Consider the following 17,072-nt stretch of genomic DNA (forward strand, 5'->3'; position numbering starts at 1 on the left):
ACATGCCGGCCGGCGCGCGCGTGCCGCTGGGGAGTCTGGCCGAGATCGTGGAGGATCGCGGTCCGAACTTCATCGGGCGGGAGAACGCGCAGCGGCGGATCATCGTGACCGCCAACGTGTCCGGCCGCGACCTGGGAAGCGTCGTGGCCGACGTGCGCGAGCGGGTGGATGGGCGCGTTGCCCTGCCCGAAGGCTACCGCATCGAGTACGGCGGGCAGTTCGAAGCGGAAGAGCAAGCCGAACGTCTGCTGCTGGGATTGGGCGTCGGGGCGGTGGCCGGGATCTTCCTGATCCTCTACAGCGCGTTCCGTTCGACCCGCGACGCGGCCATCATCATGATCAACCTGCCGCTGGCGTTGATTGGAGGCGTGGCCGGCGTCTTCCTGGGGGGTGGGGTGCTCTCCATCGCGGCGCTGATCGGGTTCATCGCCCTGTTCGGAATCGCTACCCGAAACGGCATCATGCTGGTGTCGCGCATTCGGCGCCTGCGCGAGGACGAGGGCGTGGTCGACGTGCGCGAAGCGGTCGTCCGGGGCTCGGTCGACCGTCTGGTGCCGATCGTCATGACGGCGCTGTCGACCGGTCTGGCGCTGTTGCCGGTGGCCCTCCGGTTCGGCGAGCCGGGCAGCGAGATTCAGGCGCCGCTGGCGATGGTCATCGTCTGCGGGCTGTTCTCGTCCACCGCGCTGAACATGTTCGTAGTGCCCGCGGCCGTCTTCCTGCGGTATCGACCGCGTGACGAAACCGCGGCCTGAGAGTCTGTGCGGCCGAACGGCGCAGGCTGCCGGTCGGGCTCGGTTGGAGACTGCATGGTCATGAGAGTCGGCCTCCTCGGTCTGGTCGTCGCGCTGCTGGCGCCTGCCGCAACCGCCGCACAGGTCCCCGAGCGGGACCGCCGCAACACGCAGATCCGCCACACGGACCTGCACTATGCGATGCGGGCCTATTCGCGGGCCGAGTGGGAGGAGCGGGCCGCGTTCCTTCGCAAGCAGATCCTCTTCTCCGCCGGCCTGTCGCCGCTGCCGGAGAAGACGCCGTTGAATCCGCGGTCGGGCGAGCCGGTGGTCCACGACGACTACTCGGTGTCCGCCGTCCTGCTCGAGACGTACCCGGGGTTCTTCCTCGGCGGCAACCTGTACCGGCCGGCGGGGAAGCCGGGACCGTTCCCGGCCGTCGTTTCGCCTCACGGCCACTGGCCCTACGGCCGCTTCGAGAACAGCGAGTTCAACTCCGTGCCGGCGCGGGCCATCAACTTGGCGCGCCAGGGGCACGTCGTCTTCGCCTACGACATGGTCGGCTGGAACGACACGCGGCAGGCGCCGCACGGGTTCGCCGGTCCGCGGGAGCACCTGTGGCTCATCGGCACGCTCGGCCTGCAGTTGTGGAACAGCATCCGGGTCGTCGACTACCTGGCGTCGCTGCCCGACGTGGACGCCGGCCGCATCGGCGTCACCGGCGCCTCCGGCGGGGCCACCCAGGGCTTCCTGCTGGCCGCCGTCGACGACCGGATCGGCTATTCCGCCCCCGTGAACATGGTGTCGTTCCTCATGCAGGGGGGATCGCCCTGCGAGAACGCGCCGCTGCTGCGTATCGACACGCACAACGTCGAGTTCGCGGCAGCCTTCGCCCCGAAGCCGCAGCTTCTGGTCTCGGCGACCGGAGACTGGACCGTCAACACGCCGGCCGAGGAATTCCCGGCGGTGCAGGGCATCTACCGCCTGCTGGACGCCGGGTCCAACGTGGAGTGGCGGCAGTTCGACTCGCCGCACAACTACCACCGGGACAGCCGCGAGGCGGTCTACGGCTTCTTCGGGAGGCACATCCTCGGCGACCCGGACGCCGCGCGGTTCGTGGAGCGCGGCTACAGTCCCGAGCAGCTCAGCTCGCTGCTCTATCTGTGGGGACGGGGATTACCGGCAGGGGCGGTGGACCTGCAGGAGCTCGTCCGCCGGCGCATCGCCGCGGCGGAGGCCGACACCGCGGCGCTGGCGGTCAGCGACGCTGTCACGCTGGAGCGGGCCCGGACCGCCTTCCGCGAGCGGTTGGGCCTGTCGATCCACGCCGAGGCTCCCGCGCCGGACCGCGTGGTGATGCAACGCCTGCCGGGCGGCGCGCTGGTGCTCGGCCGGAGAGGGGCCGGCGACCGGATTCCGGCGAGGCTCGTCAACGGAGGGCCGGAAGCCGAGGGCACGGGTCGGGGCGCGGAAGCTGGAGCGGGTCCGGGCCCGAGGGCCGGCAGCGACGCGGGCGTACCAACGCTGCTCGTGCATCCCGAGGGCGCCGAGGCTGCGGAACGTTCGGCGCCGGGCCGGATCCTGGCCGCGCACGGCGCGCCGCTGCTGCTGATCGATGCCTTCCAGACCGGTGCGGCGGTCGCTGACCGCGATGTCGCCGGCGCCGGCCGCAATGCCGAGGCGTACTACCACGTGTTCAACCGCAGCGACGACGCCAACCGCGTGCAGGACATCCTGACCGCCATCGCGTACCTGCGCCGGCACACGGGCGCGGAGACCGTCAACGTGGTCGGCACCGCGCAGGCCGGCTTGTGGGTGCTGCTTGCGGCCGCGCTCGACCCGGGCGAGCTGACCGTGGCCGTCGACCTCGACCGGTTCGACGCGGCGGACGATGCCGCCTACGTGGACGGGTTGTTCATTCCCGGCCTGCGCCGGGCCGGCGACGTGCGGGCGGCGGCGCCGCTGCTGTCGCGCGGCAGGCTGCTGCTGCACAACGTCCATGCCCGCTTCCCGCTGCCGTGGTTCGAGGCATCCTTCGAAGCTGCGGGCAGGTCCGGGAGCCTGCGCACGAGCGAGGCGAGAGCGCTGCCCGAGGCTCTCGTGGCCTGGCTGGAGTCCTGACCGGTGCCTGCCTGGCTGGAGTCCCGACCGGCGCCTGCCTGGAGACCGGCACGGTGAACAGCCGGGCCGATTTTCCAGCATCGAGGAGTAGTATTGGATCCGGTAGAGGCGCACGCGGACGAGAGCGTGCGCCGGGAGGAAGGGAAGATGACACATCGAGCACGGGCGGCGGCGATTGCACTGATCGCGGGCGTGGCGCTGATGCCGATGCTCGCCGCGGCCCAGGCCACCGACGCCACCGGTCCCCGCACGCCGTGGGGCCACCCCGATCTCCAGGGCACCTGGGACTACCGCACGCTCACCCCGCTCGAGCGGCCCGTGGAGCTGGGAGACAAGGCTTTCCTGACTGAGGAAGAGGCCGCGACGCTCGAGCAGGAGACCCTCGCCCGCAACGAGCTCCTGCTGAACCGCGCTCCCGAGACCACGAGCGCCAGCGACCAGGTGGACCGCCGTGCGGACGGCACCCCCGGCTTCTACAACAACTTCTGGCTGGACCGGGGCACCACCGCCATCGCGACGCGCCGCACCTCGCTGGTCGTGGATCCTGCCGACGGGCGGCTGCCGGCCCTGACCGAGCCGGCGCGGCGCCGCGCCAACTCGCCCGAGGCGGCGCGTCTGGAGGGCGTGCGCCGCGGGCGCCTGCCGGCGGCCAGCTACGAGGACCTCGACGCCGGAGACCGCTGCATCCAGCACGCCAAGGCCGGCCCGCCGCTGAGCACCGGCGGCTACAACAACAACATGATGCTGTTCCAGACGCCCGACCACGTCGTCATCCTGGCCGAGCAGAACTATGACGCGCGCATCATCCCGCTCGACGGGCGGCCCCACGTGTCGCCGCGGTTGCGCCAGTGGATGGGCGACTCGCGCGGCTACTGGGAGGGCGACACGCTCGTCGTCGAGACGGTCCATTTCAACGGCAAGCACGACCAGATCGGCCGGCCGCTGCTGAGCACCGGCGAGAACCTGGCGCTGGTCGAGCGGTTCACGCTGATGGACGGGGAGAACCTGATGTACGAGTACACGGTCCGCGATCCCAGCATCTGGACGCGCTCCTGGACCGCACAGCATCCGATGAAGCGGAACCCGGACCTGATGTTCGAGTTCGCCTGTCACGAAGGCAACTACGGGATGCACGGCATCATGGCCGGCTCGCGCGTGCAGGAGGCCGAGGCCGCCGCCAGGTAGCAGCCGTCAGCGCGTCGCACGAACGAGCGTTCGACGTGCTCCATGGGACGGCGCTTCGGCGGCGTCGTCCCATCGCGCCCGGTTCTCACTCCGACGCCAGCGCGATCAGGCCCGCGTCGTTCGCCGCGCCATACGCCAGAACGATGAACTGCCGGCCGTCCTGCAGGTAGGTCATCGGGGTTCCGGTCGGCGCCACGTCGAGCTCCAGGGCATGCACCGTCTCGCCCGTTGCCTTGTCGAAGGCGAGCAGGTACGGCGTGGTCGACAGCGTGCGCGGGTTGACGGGCGCATCGGGGTCGCGGCTGATGAAGCCGAGGTCCGGGCTGTCGCGCCGTCCACGGAAGCCGAGGAAGAGCAGCGTCCTGGTGAGCAGTGGCCCCGTGTAGGAGCCGCCCCCAAGCGGTCCGGGATCGGGAACGCCGAGGTCCATCACCTCCCGGCGCGGGCCGTCGCCGAGGGGGACCATCCACGCCTCGGTGCCGGTGTTCAGGTCGAAGGCGCTGAGCCGGACGTAGGGCGGCTTCCACAGCGGCAGGCCCCGCGGGCCGCGCAGACCGCCCGAACGGGTCCGCCGGTAGCGGAAGTCCGACGTGCCCGGGTCCGGGGGCCCGAGCAGGACGACGCTCGGCTGCGTGCGCGACGGCACATAGAGCCAGCCGGTCTCCGGGTCGACCGCCGCGCCGTGCCAGTTGGCGCCGCCGATGGCGCCGGGCATGAGGATCGTGCCGCGCTTGCCGTCGTCGCCCGCGGCGGTGATCGGCTCGAAGAGCGGTCCGTAGGTGAACTCCTCCAGGATCTCGACCGCCTCGGCCCGCAGCTCCGGCGTGAAGTCGATCAGGCTGTCGATCGACACCCCCTGCCGGTCGAATGGCGGCGGCTTCGTCGGATGCGGCTGGGTCGGTGCGGTCCGCTCACCGGGCACGGTCGTCTGCGGGACCGGCCGCTCCTCGATCGGCCAGACGGGTTCGCCGGTGACGCGGTCGAAGACATAGGTGTAGGCCTGCTTCGTCACCACCGCAACGGCCTTGATGGGCCGGCCGTCGACCTCGATGTCCACGAGCACGGGTGCCGCCGTCGCGTCGTAGTCCCAGAGCCCGTGGTGGACGAACTGGAAGTGCCAGACCCGCTCGCCGGTCGCCGCGTCCAGGCAGACGATGCTCTCGGCGAAGAGGTTGTCGCCGAGGCGGTGACCGCCGTAGTAGTCGTTGGTGGGCGTGCCGATCGGCAGGTAGACGTAGCCGAGCTCCGTGTCGGCGGTCAGCATGCCCCAGGCGTTGGTCGAGCCGGAGTACTCCCACGAGCCGTTCTCCCACGTCTCGTTGCCGAACTCGCCCGGCTGGGGGATGGTGTGGAACTCCCACAGTTCCTCCCCGGTGCGGACGTCGAAGCCGCGCACGTCGCCCGGCGCGTCGAGCTGGAACCGCGGGCCGTCGAACACCACCGACCCGATCACGACCACGTCGCCGACCACGATCGGCACCGACATCAACTGGTAGTCGCGCCGTGGGATCGGCCGGCGCAGCCCCTGCGTGGCGTCGATGGCCCCGTCGGCGCCGAAGTCGGCGATCGGCCTTCCGGTACGCGCATCGAGCGCCCAGAGGTAGGCGTTGCCGGTAGGCAGGAAGATGCGCGCGTCCCGCCCGTCCGACCAGTAGGCCACGCCCCGCGAGTTGAACCCGGTGTTCGCCGGCCGCTCGCCCTCCCAGCTTCCCGGGTCGAACGTCCAGAGCGTCTCCCCGGTAGCGGCGTCGATGGCCGCTGCCTGCGACAGCGACGTCTTGATGTACAGGACACCGTCGACGAGCACCGGCGTCGACTTGAAGGCGTCCGGTATCGCCGGCAGCGTCCTGCGGTTGGCGGTGACGATTGGGTTGTCGGGCGACTCCCACCGCCAGGCGACGCGGAGGCGGTGGACGTTGGTGCCGTCGATCTGCTCGAGCGGCGAGTACTTCGTGCTCCCGTGGTCTCCGCCGTACGCGGGCCACTGCCCGTCCTGGGCGCCTTGCTGGGCGGCGGGGGAGCACCAGAGCAGGGCAGCGGCCACGACGGCGCCAGCGATGCGCCGCAACATGCCTTGCCTATCTGTCAGTCGTAGCAGCATGGCGTTCCTCCCGTTGGAACCGCCATTCTAGCGCCCCGAAACGCCTCGCAGGCTCGGCGTTTCGGCCCATCCCGTCCTCACCATGAGCTTGCGTCTCGGAACTCTGCTTCGCTACGTTCTGCGGCGCAAGCTCCCGGATCGCAGCGCCCTCTCGCGTAGTCCCGCGCTCTCCACCCACGAGCACGAAAGGACGGAGCGCGTGGATCGTACACGAATGTTCCTCATTCGTTGCTACAATGGCGCCACAACCCAAGGAGCACGCATGGCCAAGACGGCAACAATCCGCGCACGCCTGGAACCCGACCTGAAGCACGAGGCCGAACAGATCCTGTCGACGCTCGGCCTGTCGCCGACCGCGGCCATCACGCTGTTCTACAGGCAGGTGACCTTGCAGCACGGCCTGCCTTTTCCGGTGAGGATTCCCAACGCGGAGACCCGCGAGGCTCTGCGTCAGGCAGTTGAGGGGGATGGTCTCACGGAGTACGGTGGCCTCGACGATCTCACGGCGGCGCACGCTGATTGATGCGCCTCCTGACCACGAAACGTTTCGGGAGAGACCTGAAGCGGGCGAAGAAAAGAGGCAAGGACCTCGGCAGGCTCTGGGCTGTCGTCGATCGGCTGCTTGGCGGACAGGCGCTCGACCCGCGCCACCGACAGCATCGGCTGTCCGGGGTTTGGTCCGGATCCTGGGAGTGCCACATCGAGCCGGACTGGCTGCTGATCTGGATCCAGGACGATGATGTTCTGGTTTTGGTCCGAACCGGTACACATTCGGATCTGTTCGCCTGATCGTGCGCGGTATCCTCGAGAATAGACGACGCGCTCCTTCAGCGGGAGAGACACATGGCGATCGACAGTGTGGCGAAGCTCCGTGCGGTCTACCGTCCTCCCCGCGCACGGTCCGGGCTCAAGGTGCTGGACCATCTCGACGTCCACTGCCGCAACTTCATCGCCCTGTCTCCGCTCTGCGTGATCAGCTCGTCGCGGGCGGACGGGCGGGCCGACGCCTCGCCCCGAGGAGACCTGCCCGGATCGCTGGCACACGTGCTGGACGACAGGACGCTGCTGATCCCCGACCGGCCGGGAAACCGCCAACTGGACACGTTGACGAACCTGGTGGAGCGTCCCTACGCGGGGCTGGTGTTCTTCGTGCCGGGCTGGAACGAGACCCTGCGGATCAACGGGCGCGTGGAGATCGTCGATGAGCGGGAGTTCCTGGCTCCGCTGGCTATCCGCGGCAAGATTCCGATCCTGGCCGTGAAGGTGACCGTGGAAGAGGCCTATCTCCATTGCGCCAAGGCGCTCATCCGGGCCCGCGTCTGGGAACCGGAGGCGCGGGTCGAACGCTCCCGGTTCCCGACCTACGGACAGGTGCTGGCCGATCAGATCGCGGGCGCCGACGCCGCCGAGATCGACGCCGACTCGGCGCAGAGCGCCAGGACTGATCTCTATTGACCCCGACGGCGCCAGGCCGGACCGGGAGTCTGTACCGCAGAGAATGGTGTCGGCGCAGACGACGCTATCCTGAAGCTCACGGATGCGGCTCGATGCGCAGGAGCGCCCCGTCGTCCTCGTCCGTCAGCAGATAGACGAATCCGTCGGGCCCTTCGCGCACTTCCCGGATACGTTGCCTGAGCTCCGTCAACATCGACTCGCGCCGCAGCTCCTCTGTGTTGTCGTTGAACACGATGCGCTGCACGTGGCCCGTGCCCGAAATGCCGCCCTCGCGCAGGGATCCTACGAGCACGTTGCCTCGCCACGCAGGAAACTGGTCGCCGGTGTAGACGGCCATGCCGGAGACCGCGATGGCGGGCAGCCACACCACGAGTGGTGATTCCATCCCCTCGCGCGTCGGATGTTCGGAAACGCGCGAGCCGGGATAGTTGCGTCCGAAGCTGACGACCGGCCAACCGTAGTTGCGACCCGGCAGGATGATGTTGATCTCGTCGCCGCCGTTGGGACCGTTCTCGTTGTTCCAGAGCATCCCGGTTTCAGGGTGGACGATGAGGCCCAGCGAATTGCGATGCCCCAAGGCGTAGATTTCCGGCCGATAGCCCGGCTGGTCCACGAACGGGTTGTCGGCCGGTACGGAGCCATCGTCGTTGAGGCGCAGCATCTTGCCGCGCAGGCTCGCGGGGTCCTGCGCGACGTTCCCCACGTTGCCGCCGGTGGACATGAAGACCTTGCCGTCATGGCCGAAGGCGACGCGCCCGTTGAGACCCGAGTTGCCCTCGTGCGCGTCGGTGACGACCAGGTCCTCGACGTCGACGAGTGCGCCAGCCTCGAGCCGGCCCCGCGCGAGCGCCGGGGAACCCCTGCCGTTGCCGGCGGGCTTGGTATAGGTGAGGTATACGAGGCCGTTGTCGGCGAATCGGGGATGGAGGGCCACGTCCAGGAGCCCGCCGTTGCCCTCGGTTCTCATCTGTGGCAGTCCGGAGATGGGGTGCGGGTCGAGCACGCCGCCGCGCACGATGCGAAGACGACCAGGCCGCTCGGTGACCAGCATGTCGCCGTCGGGGAGGAACGCGATGGCCCAGGGATGCGACAGCCCCCTGGCCACGACGCTGACGCGGATCTTGTGCTGCTCGGCGGTATCGAAAACCCATGGCCCGTCACCCAACGGCGGCACCGGGACGCCGATGGGCCGTTCCTCCTGCGCGTGGCCGGGCGCGAGCATGCAGAGCAACAGCGGCGCCGCCAAGAGAACGGAATGTCGGATCCTCATGCGAACCTCCCGCGTGATTGGGTCATCTCCAGCGCGGATCGCCGAGGTTCACGGCGCCGGCTCTATCCGCAGTAGCGCGCCGTCGTCGACGTGGTCCGTCAGCACGTAGAGCAACCCGTCGGGCCCCTCGCGCACCTCCCGGATGCGCTGCCGCAGCTCCGTCAGCATCAGCTCGCGCCGCAGCTCCTCCATGTGCTCGTTGAAGACGATGCGCTGCAGGTGGCCGGTCCCCGGGATGCCGCCCATCTGCAGGGATCCGACGAAGAGGTTGCCCTTCCACGCGGGGAACTCGTCCCCCGTATAGACGTCCATGCCGGCCGCCGCGATGGCGGGCAGCCAGACCACGAGCGGCGACTCGTAGCCGTCGCGCGTCGGATGCGAGGAAACCCGCGCGCCGGGATAGAGGCGCCCGAAGCTCATCAGCGGCCAGCCGTAATTGCGCCCCGGCAGCAGCTCGTTGAGCTCGTCGCCGCCGTTGGGACCGTTCTCGTGCTGCCAGATGTTGCCGGTCCCGGGGTGCAGGATGAGGCCGAGCGTGTTGCGATGGCCGATGGTGAAGAGCTCCGGCCGGTGGCCCGGCTCGTCCACGAACGGGTTGTCGTCCGGCACCGACCCGTCGTCGTTGAGGCGCAGGACCTTGCCGCGCAGGCTCATCGGGTCCTGCGGGGCCTCGAGGAGATCACCGCCCAGGTTCCGGATCCGGCCTCCGGTCGACATGTACACCTTGCCGTCGCTGCCGAAGGAGACCCGTCCGTTGAGCCCCGAGTTGGTGTCGAAGGGCTCGGTCACCAGCAGGTCCTTCACGTCGCGCAGCGCGTGTCCGTCGAGGCGGCCCCGCGCGAGGGCGGGCGAGCCGCGGCCGTCGTCGTGCCGCTTGGTGTAGGTGAGATAGACCAGCCCGTTGTCGGCGAAGTTCGGGTGGAGCGCCACGTCCATCAGGCCGCCGTTGCCGTCGTCCCGCACTTCCGGCACGCCGGTGATGGGGCGCGGGTGGAGCTTGTCATCGCGAACCAGGCGCAGCCAGCCGTCGCGCTCGACAATCAGCATTCCGCCGTCCGGCAGGAACGCGATGCTCCAGGGGTGTGACAGCCCGTCGGCCACGACGCTGACGCGGATCTTGTGCTGCTCGGCGGTGTCGATCACCCAGGGACCGTCGCCCAGCGGCGGCACCGGCACGCCGATGGGTTCTTCGTCCTGCGCGTAGCCGACCGTGATCAGGCAGAGCAGCAGAGGCGCCGCCAAGTAAATCGAACGTCTGACCTTCATGCCAACCTCCCGCATGAGCCGATCCCGGCTCGAAGTCACATCCGTTGTTGCGCCGCCGAGTCTGTCCGGTTGCCGGCCCGAGGGCGGTGGCCGTGCTCGACCGCCGACCGGGGCCGCGAGTCCCGGACCGTTCCCTGCTCGGTCCTCTCTCTCCGGCCGCTACTCCAGCGGCAGGAGCGGCTCCACTCCCTCCGGCAGGCGCTGGTCGAAGGCGGCCAGCACGGCGGCGTCCGCCGCGTGGGCGCCCATCAGCCCGGTGATGTCCACCAGGTCCTGCACGCCGAACGCCTGCTCTGCGCGCGCGTAGGTCTCGGCGCTGACGTTGTGGTCCCCGAACAGCTCGCGGCCGTAAGCGATCAGGATGGCGTCCTTCTCCCCCACGCCGTCCAGCGGCCGGCCGTGACGGACGATGTCGATCAGCTCCGGCTCAAGGCCCGCTTCGAGCGCCTTCGGCTCGTTCATCGTCCAGTCGTACTGCGAGTCGTGCGTGCGCGCCGTCACCAGGATGGCGAGCTGCATCAACCGGCGTCCCACCCGGTCCTCCAGCGTCGCCTGTCCGGCCCCGTAGCTGCGGATGACGCCCGGCCCGATTCCCGACGGCGACAGCATGCGGCCGTAGAGCTCGGCCACCGACGTGCGGCTCGCCGCGCTCCGCAGCGGCAGGCGGCTGCGCGAATCGGGGTGGATGTCGTCCGGATGGGTGAAGGGCAGCGGCAGGGACTGACGCCAGCCGGCCGGCATCCGCTGGTTGAACCCCGTCAGCGTGGCGGCGGTGCTCGCGTAGCGGCCCATCACGTCGACGATGTCCACTAGGTTGGTCTTGCCGTGCAGGGCCAGCGCCCGCGCATAGGTGTCGGCGCTCAACGCCCGCGTGCCGAACAGCTCCCGGCCGAGCTCGATGATGATCGCCTCGCGGTCGCTCATGCCGGTGATCGGCTTGCGGTGCCGCACGATGTCGATGATCTCTTCGTCGAGGCTGACCGCGATCGCCTCCAACTCGTGCAGCGCCCATTCGTACGGCTGATCGTACTCGCGCGCCGTTGTCAGAATCGTCAGCTCGGTCAACTGCCGCCCCATCGGCGCCTCGAACCGCAGGCTCGCGCCCGATCCATGCAATCGCAGCGCCGCGGCCCCGGTGGGCGCGCCGGCCGGGCTCGCCACCGCCGCGTCGTACGCCTCGCGGCGGGCGGTGTCGAGCTCCGTCCGGTCGATCGGCGGCAGGCGGCTGCGCGACTCCGGATTGATGTCGTCGGGAAGCTGTCCGGCGAGCGCGGCGGGCAACCCGACCGGAAGGGTCCCGACCAGCGCGAGCACGACCGCCGTCCTTATCCATTGCCTCATGCCCGCCTCCTCAATCTGTCCAAACGCTGGTTGACCGCAGGGAGAGCCATCATAACGCCCATAGCCATCCAGATGTTGAACGATGGCGCGGACGCGAATCCGGACCGCATCTCGCTTGCGGGGGGGCGCCGGTCACGGTTCGACGACCGCGATGCCTTCGATCTCCAGCAGCGCGCCGTCCGCGAACAGCGACTGGATGCCGAGCAGCGTCGCCGCCGGCACCGCCTCGTCCGGGAAGCCGTGCGCCTTGCGCGCCGCGTCGACCACCGCGAAGTCGCCTCGCGTGTACTCCGGCATGTAGATCACGGTCTTCAGCAGGTCTTCCGGGCCCGCCCCGGCGGCCTCCAGGCGCCGCCGCAGGTTGGCGTAGACCTGGTCGGCCTGGCTCTCGAGCGAATCGCCCGGCTGTCCCACCTGGCCGGAGACCTGGACCACCTTCGGGCCCGTGCCGCGCGCCGTCACCGCCTGCGTGAAGCCGGTGGCGGGATCGATGAACTCCCGCTCGACGGCGTTGCCGTCCACGCCGACCACCGCGATGCCGTCGATCTCGATGCGGTACTGGTCCGCCGCCAGCTTCGGGATTCCCAGCAGCGTGCTCGCCGGCATGTCGTCGAGCGCCAGCGCCTGCTCGCGGCCCGCGCGGTAGGCCGGCAGGTCGGTCTCCGGATCGAAGTCGACGATGTAGGTGGTGGCCTTGATCAGGTCCGCAAGCGACGCCCCCGCGGCGTCGAGCCGCTGGGCGACGCGCTCCCACACTGCCGCGGTCTGCTCGGCCAGGTCTTCGCCGGGGCCGACCTGCCCGGCCGCATACACCGTCTTGACGCCGTGCGCCGTCACGGCCACCGCGCCGCTGAAGCCGTTCGACGGTGCGAAGCGCTCGATCCGCAGGTCGACGCCCGGCTCGGCCACCACGGCGATCGCCTCTATCTCGACGCGCAGGGACTCGGCGAAGAGCTCGTTGACGCCGACCATCGTGCTCGCCGGCCACTGGTCCTCCGTGGGGAAGGTGGCCAGCCGAGCTTCCGCGATCGTCGGATACTGCGCCGGCTCGAAGTCCTTCACGAAGATCCGGATCTTCACGACGTCGGCCGGTGTCGCCCCCGCCTGCTCCAGGCGCCGAACGACCCCCGCGAACGCGGATTCGGCATGCTCTCGCAGCGTGTCGCCCTGGCCGACCTGCCCGGAGACGAAGATGGTCTTGATCCCGTCGTTGGTCGTGGCGACAACCTGCGTGAAGCCGCCGGCCGGATCGATGTACTCGACCTGCGCCGCGGCGGCGAGCGGCATCGCGCACGCGATGAGGCCGATGAGGATGGAAAGCCGAGGTCTGCGAGCCATGATTCGTTCCTCCAGGGGCCGCGAGGGCGCGTCGTTCACGCCGGGGCCCGGCAGGATGATACCGCGCCGGTCGGGAACTCAATCGACGAAGCGGCCCTTGCGCCGACGAGCCTGCCGGGAACCGGTTCTCAGCTGACGGGTCAGCGCGTCGTTGTCCCGAATCTCCGCCCGTTCCGGGTCGTCGTCGGACTGCGGCCTCTCGCTCCCGTCGAGCCATTGGAGGAACTCCCGCGGCGACACCAGTCGTACCCCTTCGTACGCGCGGAGCACGAGAAGGTCCTGATCCCCCGTCACGATTCGGTCGGCTCCGGCCGTGACCGCCGTGGCCAGGACGAGGTCGTCGTCCTCGTCGCGGCAGACGCGTGCGGGCAGGGGCGTCGGGTCGACCAGCCTGACGTGATCTCGAAAGGTGGCCAGGAACTCTTCGGAAGCGGTGGTGGCAGCGAACTTGCGGCGGAGGGTCGACTCGAGCTCCTGCAGTAGCGCGGGCGAGGATACCAGGAGGCGCCCCCGCACGGCGCGCCGAAAGCACTCGCGGCAGAGTCCGTTCGTGAGCAGCGCGGCGACGACGACGTTCGTGTCGAAGACGACGGTCACGACACGATCTTGAAGACGTCTTCGTCCGTGTAGATGCCCTGTGCGCGCGCCTGCGGCACCAACTCGGCGCGGGCTGCCTCGAACGCGCCCAGTAGCTCTTCCGCATCGAGCGCCCGCCGGACGTACTGACTGAGCGTGAGCTTCTCTGCGCGCGCCCGCGCCTCCAGCTTCCGTCGGGTGCCCTTGGGCACGCGGATCGTGATGACCTCCTGCATGTGTATGACTGTGTCATACCGTAGGGCGGTTGGTCAACACGTGCTCGGTTGAGTTGGCAAGGACATGCGCAGTGTTCGCTCTGCCGTCCGTCCCGCGCTACGAAGCCAGACGAAACCCGTTGGCCCACAGCGCGCCACTCTACTTGGCGGTCACTTGGCCCTTCGTGGCTGGACTATGGGCCGGAGTCCGACGAAGAGCACGAAGTTGAGTCATCAGGTAGTCGCCATATGGCGTGAGCTTCCAGTATGTGCTCCTATCCTTGACGCTTCTTGCGCGCACGCTCTCGACGATCAGGCCCAGAGCCCGAAACTGAAGTAGACAGGTTTCGATTTCGTCGTCGCTAAACTGGAATTGGACCAGTTTGTATCCCCTTAGGTTCTTCTTGCTACGCATAGCTGCTCTGGCTCCCTGTGCGAAAGCATGACGAAAATTTATCGAAAGCCGATGTTCTGGGCACTCGTTAATCATCCCGGGCGCGACCGCACCGAAGATCGCGTTCCACGTGAACCGGTGGCTTCCTCGATGTTTCTCGTCTTCATCGGAATATCCCGAACTTGCGACGAACTCGAAGTGTATTTCGAATTCATCATCTCCCTGCATCAGGTCCTCCGTACCTTCCGGAGGATGCGTCTTGTCCGCCTCGGCGCTCTGCTCGAGTTCCGCTACGCGGTTCCTGAGCTTGAGGATTTCCGCGACCGTGGACTCCGTAGGAACCTTGTCCGCGCGCACCCATCCGGTGGCGGGATGACGCTTGACGGCTGACGTCAATCCGACGATGACCTTGGCCTTGAGGTCGTCCCCGTTGGTCCAGTACACGCACGTGTGGCTCTCTTCCACCCGCCTGCGGAACTTCTTGAGCTTCTCCCAGGACTCGGTCTCGGTCTCGGTCTTGTCACGGGGAAGATTGTCCGGATTCTTGTGCAGCAGAGGGATGACGGGCTTCTTCTGGCTCACGGCATAGTCGTATTCCTTCTCGGTGTATCCGATGCCGGTATCGTCCAGTGATCCGTAGCGGCCGCCGATGATCACCACGTAGTAATCCGACCCGTCGATGACGTCCTTGATGAGCTGCCACGCGGCGTCGTCCGCTGCCGGAAACAGCTCCATGCCGGCAGGCATGTGGTCGATTTCGAGGACCGCTTTGAGGACTTCCTGACGTTCCTGCACGAGATCGCGGAACGTGGAGCTGATGAATACCTGGTATCGCTTTTCCATTTGCTTGGTACGATGCTATCGCGTGCTCGTTCTCGGTTCTTCAACCCGACAGTCCGGGAAGCCCCCGTCGTCTCGGGAAGTTCCTCGTCCTGCCACGATACTCTTCTGGCGTTGACACGAAACAACAGGAAATCGTATCGTGAATTTCGGGATGGCGGCAAGGCCGAGGCACCCGAAGAAGGAGGTTGAGGGCGCCCTGGCCGATGCCGAGGCGGCCGGATGGACGGTGACGCCCACGTCATCCGGGCATCGCTGGGGTGTCGTCCGGTGCACGGAGTCCAGTCGCTTGGGATGCCAGGCGTCGATATGGTCAACGCCCCGCAATCCCGGCGCTCATGCGAGGCAGCTTCGACGCGTGGTGGCCCGTTGCCCGCATCGGGGATGAGGAGGGAGCAGCCGATGTCGACCCATCACTTCACGCTGATCGTCGACGGCCCGGATGTTCAGAGCGGTGCGGTCGTCGATGCCCTGTACGAGGCGGGGTGCGACGATGCGCTGATCGGTCGAACGGACGGCATCCAGTACGCGGAGTTCGACCGCGAGGCCGCGGGGCTTGTGGAAGCCGTATTGTCGGCGGTCGCCGACATCGAGCGGGTCGATGGGGTGAAAGTCGTCCGGATAGCAGACGCCGGCTTGGTGTCGATGGCGGACATCGCCGCTCGTACCGGTCGCACGCGAGAAGGGGTGCGGCTGCTGGTGACTGGCGCCCGCGGCCCGGGAGGTTTTCCGCCGCCGGTCACCGATCCACGCGGCCGGTACAGGCTGTGGCGCTGGTCGGACGTGGAACGATGGCTGGCGACGAGCCTCGGGGAAGAGACGGCGACGGTAGAGGATCACGCGTTGGCTGCCATCAGCGCCAGCCTGGAGCTCCGTCATCACGGGCACCGGCTCGGCGCCGGCCGGCGAACGAGTCTGCGGGTGCTGGCGGGCCTGTAAGCCGGTGAGGACCCGAGCCTCCGAACAGCCGGTCCCGGAGACTACATCCCGCCGACGAGAGTGTCGGCCAGCCGCGGTTCAGAACAGCCGGTGCGCCGGGACCGCCCAGAGTCCGGGAGCCAGTTCCTCCAGAGCCTCTCCCCGATGGACGACGAGGCCGCCGGCCCACTCGTCGCCCAGCGTCCGGGCCAACGCTAGCAGGCCGGTGCAGTCGGTGCGGGCGACGCGGACGCGGTTCTTGATCTCGATGCCGATTATCCCGTTGCCCGCGTCGATCAGCAGGTCGACCTCGCGTCCCGAGCGCGTGCGATAGAAGTGGAGCGACACGTCGCGCCCGAGGGTGTCGATCCACTTGCGTGCCTCCGAGACGACCAGCGTCTCGAACAACGGCCCGGTGAGCTCTCCCCAGTTACGCGTGCCGTGACGGAGCAGGCCGAGATCCATCCAGTAGAGCTTGGGCGTCTTCACCGTCGAGCTGGTGAGATTGCGGGCGTACGGCTGCAGCAGCACGACCTGGTACGAGAGCCGCAGGTACTCCAGGTAGCGGCGCGCCGTGCCGGCACGGCGCCCAGCGTCTTCGCGAGCTCCTGCGGCGCCGTGACCAGGCGATCGAACAGTGGGCGCTTCGGGGGTGTCTCGGCCCGGCAGCGCACCTCGGAGGCCATGAGCGGCCAGAGGTCGTAGACGAACGCGCGGCCGGCCAGAGACTCGCGCACGCGATCGAGGAGCAGAACCCGGGACGATCCCAGCAGGACCGAGAACGCTATCTGCTGCTCGTCGTACGCCAGCTTGACCTTGTCGAAGACGCCCGGCTCCTTCTGCGCCTCATCGATGACGGCAGGGCCCACGGCGCGCCCCCAGCTTCCGCTGCGCAGACCGCGCAACGCCTCCCGCTCCTCAATCGCGTCGAGGTTCACGTACCGGAGATCGCGGTACAAGCGCCGTGCGAGCGTGGTCTTGCCGGTCTGGCGCGCGCCGGTGAGCACCACCAGTCTATGCTTGTCCGCGGGGGGAAGCCGCGTGGCCAGCCACCGGAATATCTGTTTTTTAGATGGCACAGTTGACGATTCTACAGATAATTGAACTGCCGCAGGTGGGATTCAGCGGATTCTATGCCCCGGCCGCGAATCCGGAGCCGGGCGTGGCTGAGAGCTTGCGCCGCAGAACGCAGCGGAGTTCCGGGACGCAAGGGCATGGCTTGGCGGGGACGGGCCGAGACGCCGAGTCGGCGAGGCGTTTCGGGGGCTAGGAGTCTGCGCCGCAGAAAACAGATGCGACAATTGTAGGCGCGAGCCGA

17 protein-coding genes and 1 pseudogene are annotated in these 17,072 nt (G+C 68.5%); 8 read left to right on the forward strand and 10 right to left on the reverse strand.

Features of this window, described 5'->3' with window-relative positions; translation table 11 throughout:
* The 3 genes and pseudogenes from F4X11_11280 to F4X11_11290 form a co-directional block, all read left to right on the forward strand.
* On the forward strand, positions 1-755 hold a 755-nt coding region (locus F4X11_11280), incomplete at its 5' end, for an efflux RND transporter permease subunit (protein ID MYN65595.1).
* A gap of 60 nt (positions 756-815) precedes the next feature.
* Positions 816-2,690 (forward strand): annotated as a pseudogene (locus tag F4X11_11285) (hypothetical protein).
* A 312-nt stretch (positions 2,691-3,002) separates the two neighbouring features.
* The gene (locus F4X11_11290) at positions 3,003-4,040 is read left to right on the forward strand and encodes a hypothetical protein (protein MYN65596.1); all 1,038 of its coding nucleotides are present in this window, start codon (positions 3,003-3,005) and stop codon (positions 4,038-4,040) included.
* An 85-nt stretch (positions 4,041-4,125) separates the two neighbouring features.
* Here F4X11_11290 and F4X11_11295 read toward each other — a convergent pair whose 3' ends face one another.
* A complete protein-coding gene (locus F4X11_11295) occupies positions 4,126-6,141 on the reverse strand; it encodes a PQQ-binding-like beta-propeller repeat protein (GenBank protein ID MYN65597.1) in 2,016 nt (671 codons plus the stop codon).
* Between the two features lie 262 nt (positions 6,142-6,403).
* Here F4X11_11295 and F4X11_11300 point away from each other — a divergent pair, with 262 nt between their 5' ends.
* Genes F4X11_11300 through F4X11_11310 form a run of 3 tightly spaced genes read left to right on the forward strand, consistent with a single transcriptional unit; the run spans position 6,404 to position 7,596 of the window.
* On the forward strand, positions 6,404-6,664 hold the full coding sequence (locus F4X11_11300) for a type II toxin-antitoxin system RelB/DinJ family antitoxin (protein MYN65598.1): 261 nt from the start codon (positions 6,404-6,406) through the stop codon (positions 6,662-6,664).
* The gene (locus tag F4X11_11305; protein MYN65599.1) at positions 6,661-6,930 is read left to right on the forward strand and encodes a type II toxin-antitoxin system YafQ family toxin; all 270 of its coding nucleotides are present in this window, start codon (positions 6,661-6,663) and stop codon (positions 6,928-6,930) included. Before F4X11_11300 ends, F4X11_11305 begins: the two co-directional genes overlap by 4 nt.
* Positions 6,931-6,984: 54 nt before the next feature.
* On the forward strand, positions 6,985-7,596 hold the full coding sequence (locus tag F4X11_11310; protein ID MYN65600.1) for a pyridoxamine 5'-phosphate oxidase family protein: 612 nt from the start codon (positions 6,985-6,987) through the stop codon (positions 7,594-7,596).
* A gap of 76 nt (positions 7,597-7,672) precedes the next feature.
* Here F4X11_11310 and F4X11_11315 read toward each other — a convergent pair whose 3' ends face one another.
* From F4X11_11315 to F4X11_11345, 7 genes are all read right to left on the reverse strand, one after another.
* Positions 7,673-8,866 carry a PQQ-dependent sugar dehydrogenase gene (locus F4X11_11315; GenBank protein ID MYN65601.1) on the reverse strand — a complete coding sequence of 398 codons (1,194 nt, stop codon included), beginning with the start codon at positions 8,864-8,866 and terminating at the stop codon, positions 7,673-7,675.
* Between the two features lie 48 nt (positions 8,867-8,914).
* Positions 8,915-10,147 carry a PQQ-dependent sugar dehydrogenase gene (locus tag F4X11_11320; GenBank protein MYN65602.1) on the reverse strand — a complete coding sequence of 411 codons (1,233 nt, stop codon included), beginning with the start codon at positions 10,145-10,147 and terminating at the stop codon, positions 8,915-8,917.
* Positions 10,148-10,291: 144 nt separating this feature from the next.
* Positions 10,292-11,473, reverse strand: a complete 1,182-nt coding sequence (locus F4X11_11325) for a hypothetical protein (GenBank protein MYN65603.1) — start codon at positions 11,471-11,473, stop codon at positions 10,292-10,294.
* A 132-nt stretch (positions 11,474-11,605) separates the two neighbouring features.
* Positions 11,606-12,811 carry a RidA family protein gene (locus tag F4X11_11330; protein MYN65604.1) on the reverse strand — a complete coding sequence of 402 codons (1,206 nt, stop codon included), beginning with the start codon at positions 12,809-12,811 and terminating at the stop codon, positions 11,606-11,608.
* Between the two features lie 78 nt (positions 12,812-12,889).
* On the reverse strand, positions 12,890-13,408 hold the full coding sequence (locus tag F4X11_11335; GenBank protein MYN65605.1) for a putative toxin-antitoxin system toxin component, PIN family: 519 nt from the start codon (positions 13,406-13,408) through the stop codon (positions 12,890-12,892).
* A complete protein-coding gene (locus tag F4X11_11340) occupies positions 13,405-13,623 on the reverse strand; it encodes a hypothetical protein (protein MYN65606.1) in 219 nt (72 codons plus the stop codon). The genes F4X11_11335 and F4X11_11340 overlap by 4 nt, the downstream gene beginning before the upstream one ends.
* A 139-nt stretch (positions 13,624-13,762) precedes the next feature.
* Complete coding sequence (locus tag F4X11_11345) at positions 13,763-14,839, reverse strand: DUF4062 domain-containing protein (GenBank protein ID MYN65607.1); 1,077 nt, start codon at positions 14,837-14,839, stop codon at positions 13,763-13,765.
* A 151-nt stretch (positions 14,840-14,990) separates the two neighbouring features.
* Between F4X11_11345 and F4X11_11350 the strand changes: the two genes are divergently transcribed.
* Complete coding sequence (locus F4X11_11350; protein ID MYN65608.1) at positions 14,991-15,224, forward strand: hypothetical protein; 234 nt, start codon at positions 14,991-14,993, stop codon at positions 15,222-15,224.
* Positions 15,225-15,238: 14 nt separating this feature from the next.
* Positions 15,239-15,775 (forward strand): DNA-binding protein, encoded by a 537-nt coding sequence (locus F4X11_11355; protein MYN65609.1) that lies wholly within the window; start codon positions 15,239-15,241, stop codon positions 15,773-15,775.
* Positions 15,776-15,853: 78 nt separating this feature from the next.
* Here F4X11_11355 and F4X11_11360 read toward each other — a convergent pair whose 3' ends face one another.
* Entirely contained in the window at positions 15,854-16,519 is a 666-nt protein-coding gene (locus F4X11_11360) for a DUF4143 domain-containing protein (protein MYN65610.1), read from the reverse strand.
* Positions 16,240-16,875: an AAA family ATPase gene (locus F4X11_11365; protein MYN65611.1), complete on the reverse strand. Its 636-nt coding sequence runs from the start codon at positions 16,873-16,875 to the stop codon at positions 16,240-16,242. Before F4X11_11365 ends, F4X11_11360 begins: the two co-directional genes overlap by 280 nt.
* Between the last annotated feature and the right edge of the window lie 197 nt (positions 16,876-17,072).

The organism is Acidobacteriota bacterium, assembly GCA_009861545.1.
Taxonomy (GTDB): Bacteria; Acidobacteriota; Vicinamibacteria; order Vicinamibacterales; family UBA8438; genus WTFV01.

Excerpts from the sequence above, each read along its gene's own strand:
- F4X11_11290 (MYN65596.1), top strand. The coding sequence starts at position 3,003 with ATGACACATCGAGCACGGGCGGCGGCGATTGCACTGATCGCGGGCGTG.
- F4X11_11295 (MYN65597.1), bottom strand. The coding sequence starts at position 6,141 with ATGCTGCTACGACTGACAGATAGGCAAGGCATGTTGCGGCGCATCGCT.
- F4X11_11300 (MYN65598.1), top strand. The coding sequence starts at position 6,404 with ATGGCCAAGACGGCAACAATCCGCGCACGCCTGGAACCCGACCTGAAG.
- F4X11_11310 (MYN65600.1), top strand. The coding sequence starts at position 6,985 with ATGGCGATCGACAGTGTGGCGAAGCTCCGTGCGGTCTACCGTCCTCCC.
- F4X11_11315 (MYN65601.1), bottom strand. The coding sequence starts at position 8,866 with ATGAGGATCCGACATTCCGTTCTCTTGGCGGCGCCGCTGTTGCTCTGC.
- F4X11_11320 (MYN65602.1), bottom strand. The coding sequence starts at position 10,147 with ATGCGGGAGGTTGGCATGAAGGTCAGACGTTCGATTTACTTGGCGGCG.
- F4X11_11325 (MYN65603.1), bottom strand. The coding sequence starts at position 11,473 with ATGAGGCAATGGATAAGGACGGCGGTCGTGCTCGCGCTGGTCGGGACC.
- F4X11_11330 (MYN65604.1), bottom strand. The coding sequence starts at position 12,811 with ATGGCTCGCAGACCTCGGCTTTCCATCCTCATCGGCCTCATCGCGTGC.
- F4X11_11340 (MYN65606.1), bottom strand. The coding sequence starts at position 13,623 with ATGCAGGAGGTCATCACGATCCGCGTGCCCAAGGGCACCCGACGGAAG.
- F4X11_11345 (MYN65607.1), bottom strand. The coding sequence starts at position 14,839 with ATGGAAAAGCGATACCAGGTATTCATCAGCTCCACGTTCCGCGATCTC.
- F4X11_11350 (MYN65608.1), top strand. The coding sequence starts at position 14,991 with ATGGCGGCAAGGCCGAGGCACCCGAAGAAGGAGGTTGAGGGCGCCCTG.
- F4X11_11355 (MYN65609.1), top strand. The coding sequence starts at position 15,239 with ATGTCGACCCATCACTTCACGCTGATCGTCGACGGCCCGGATGTTCAG.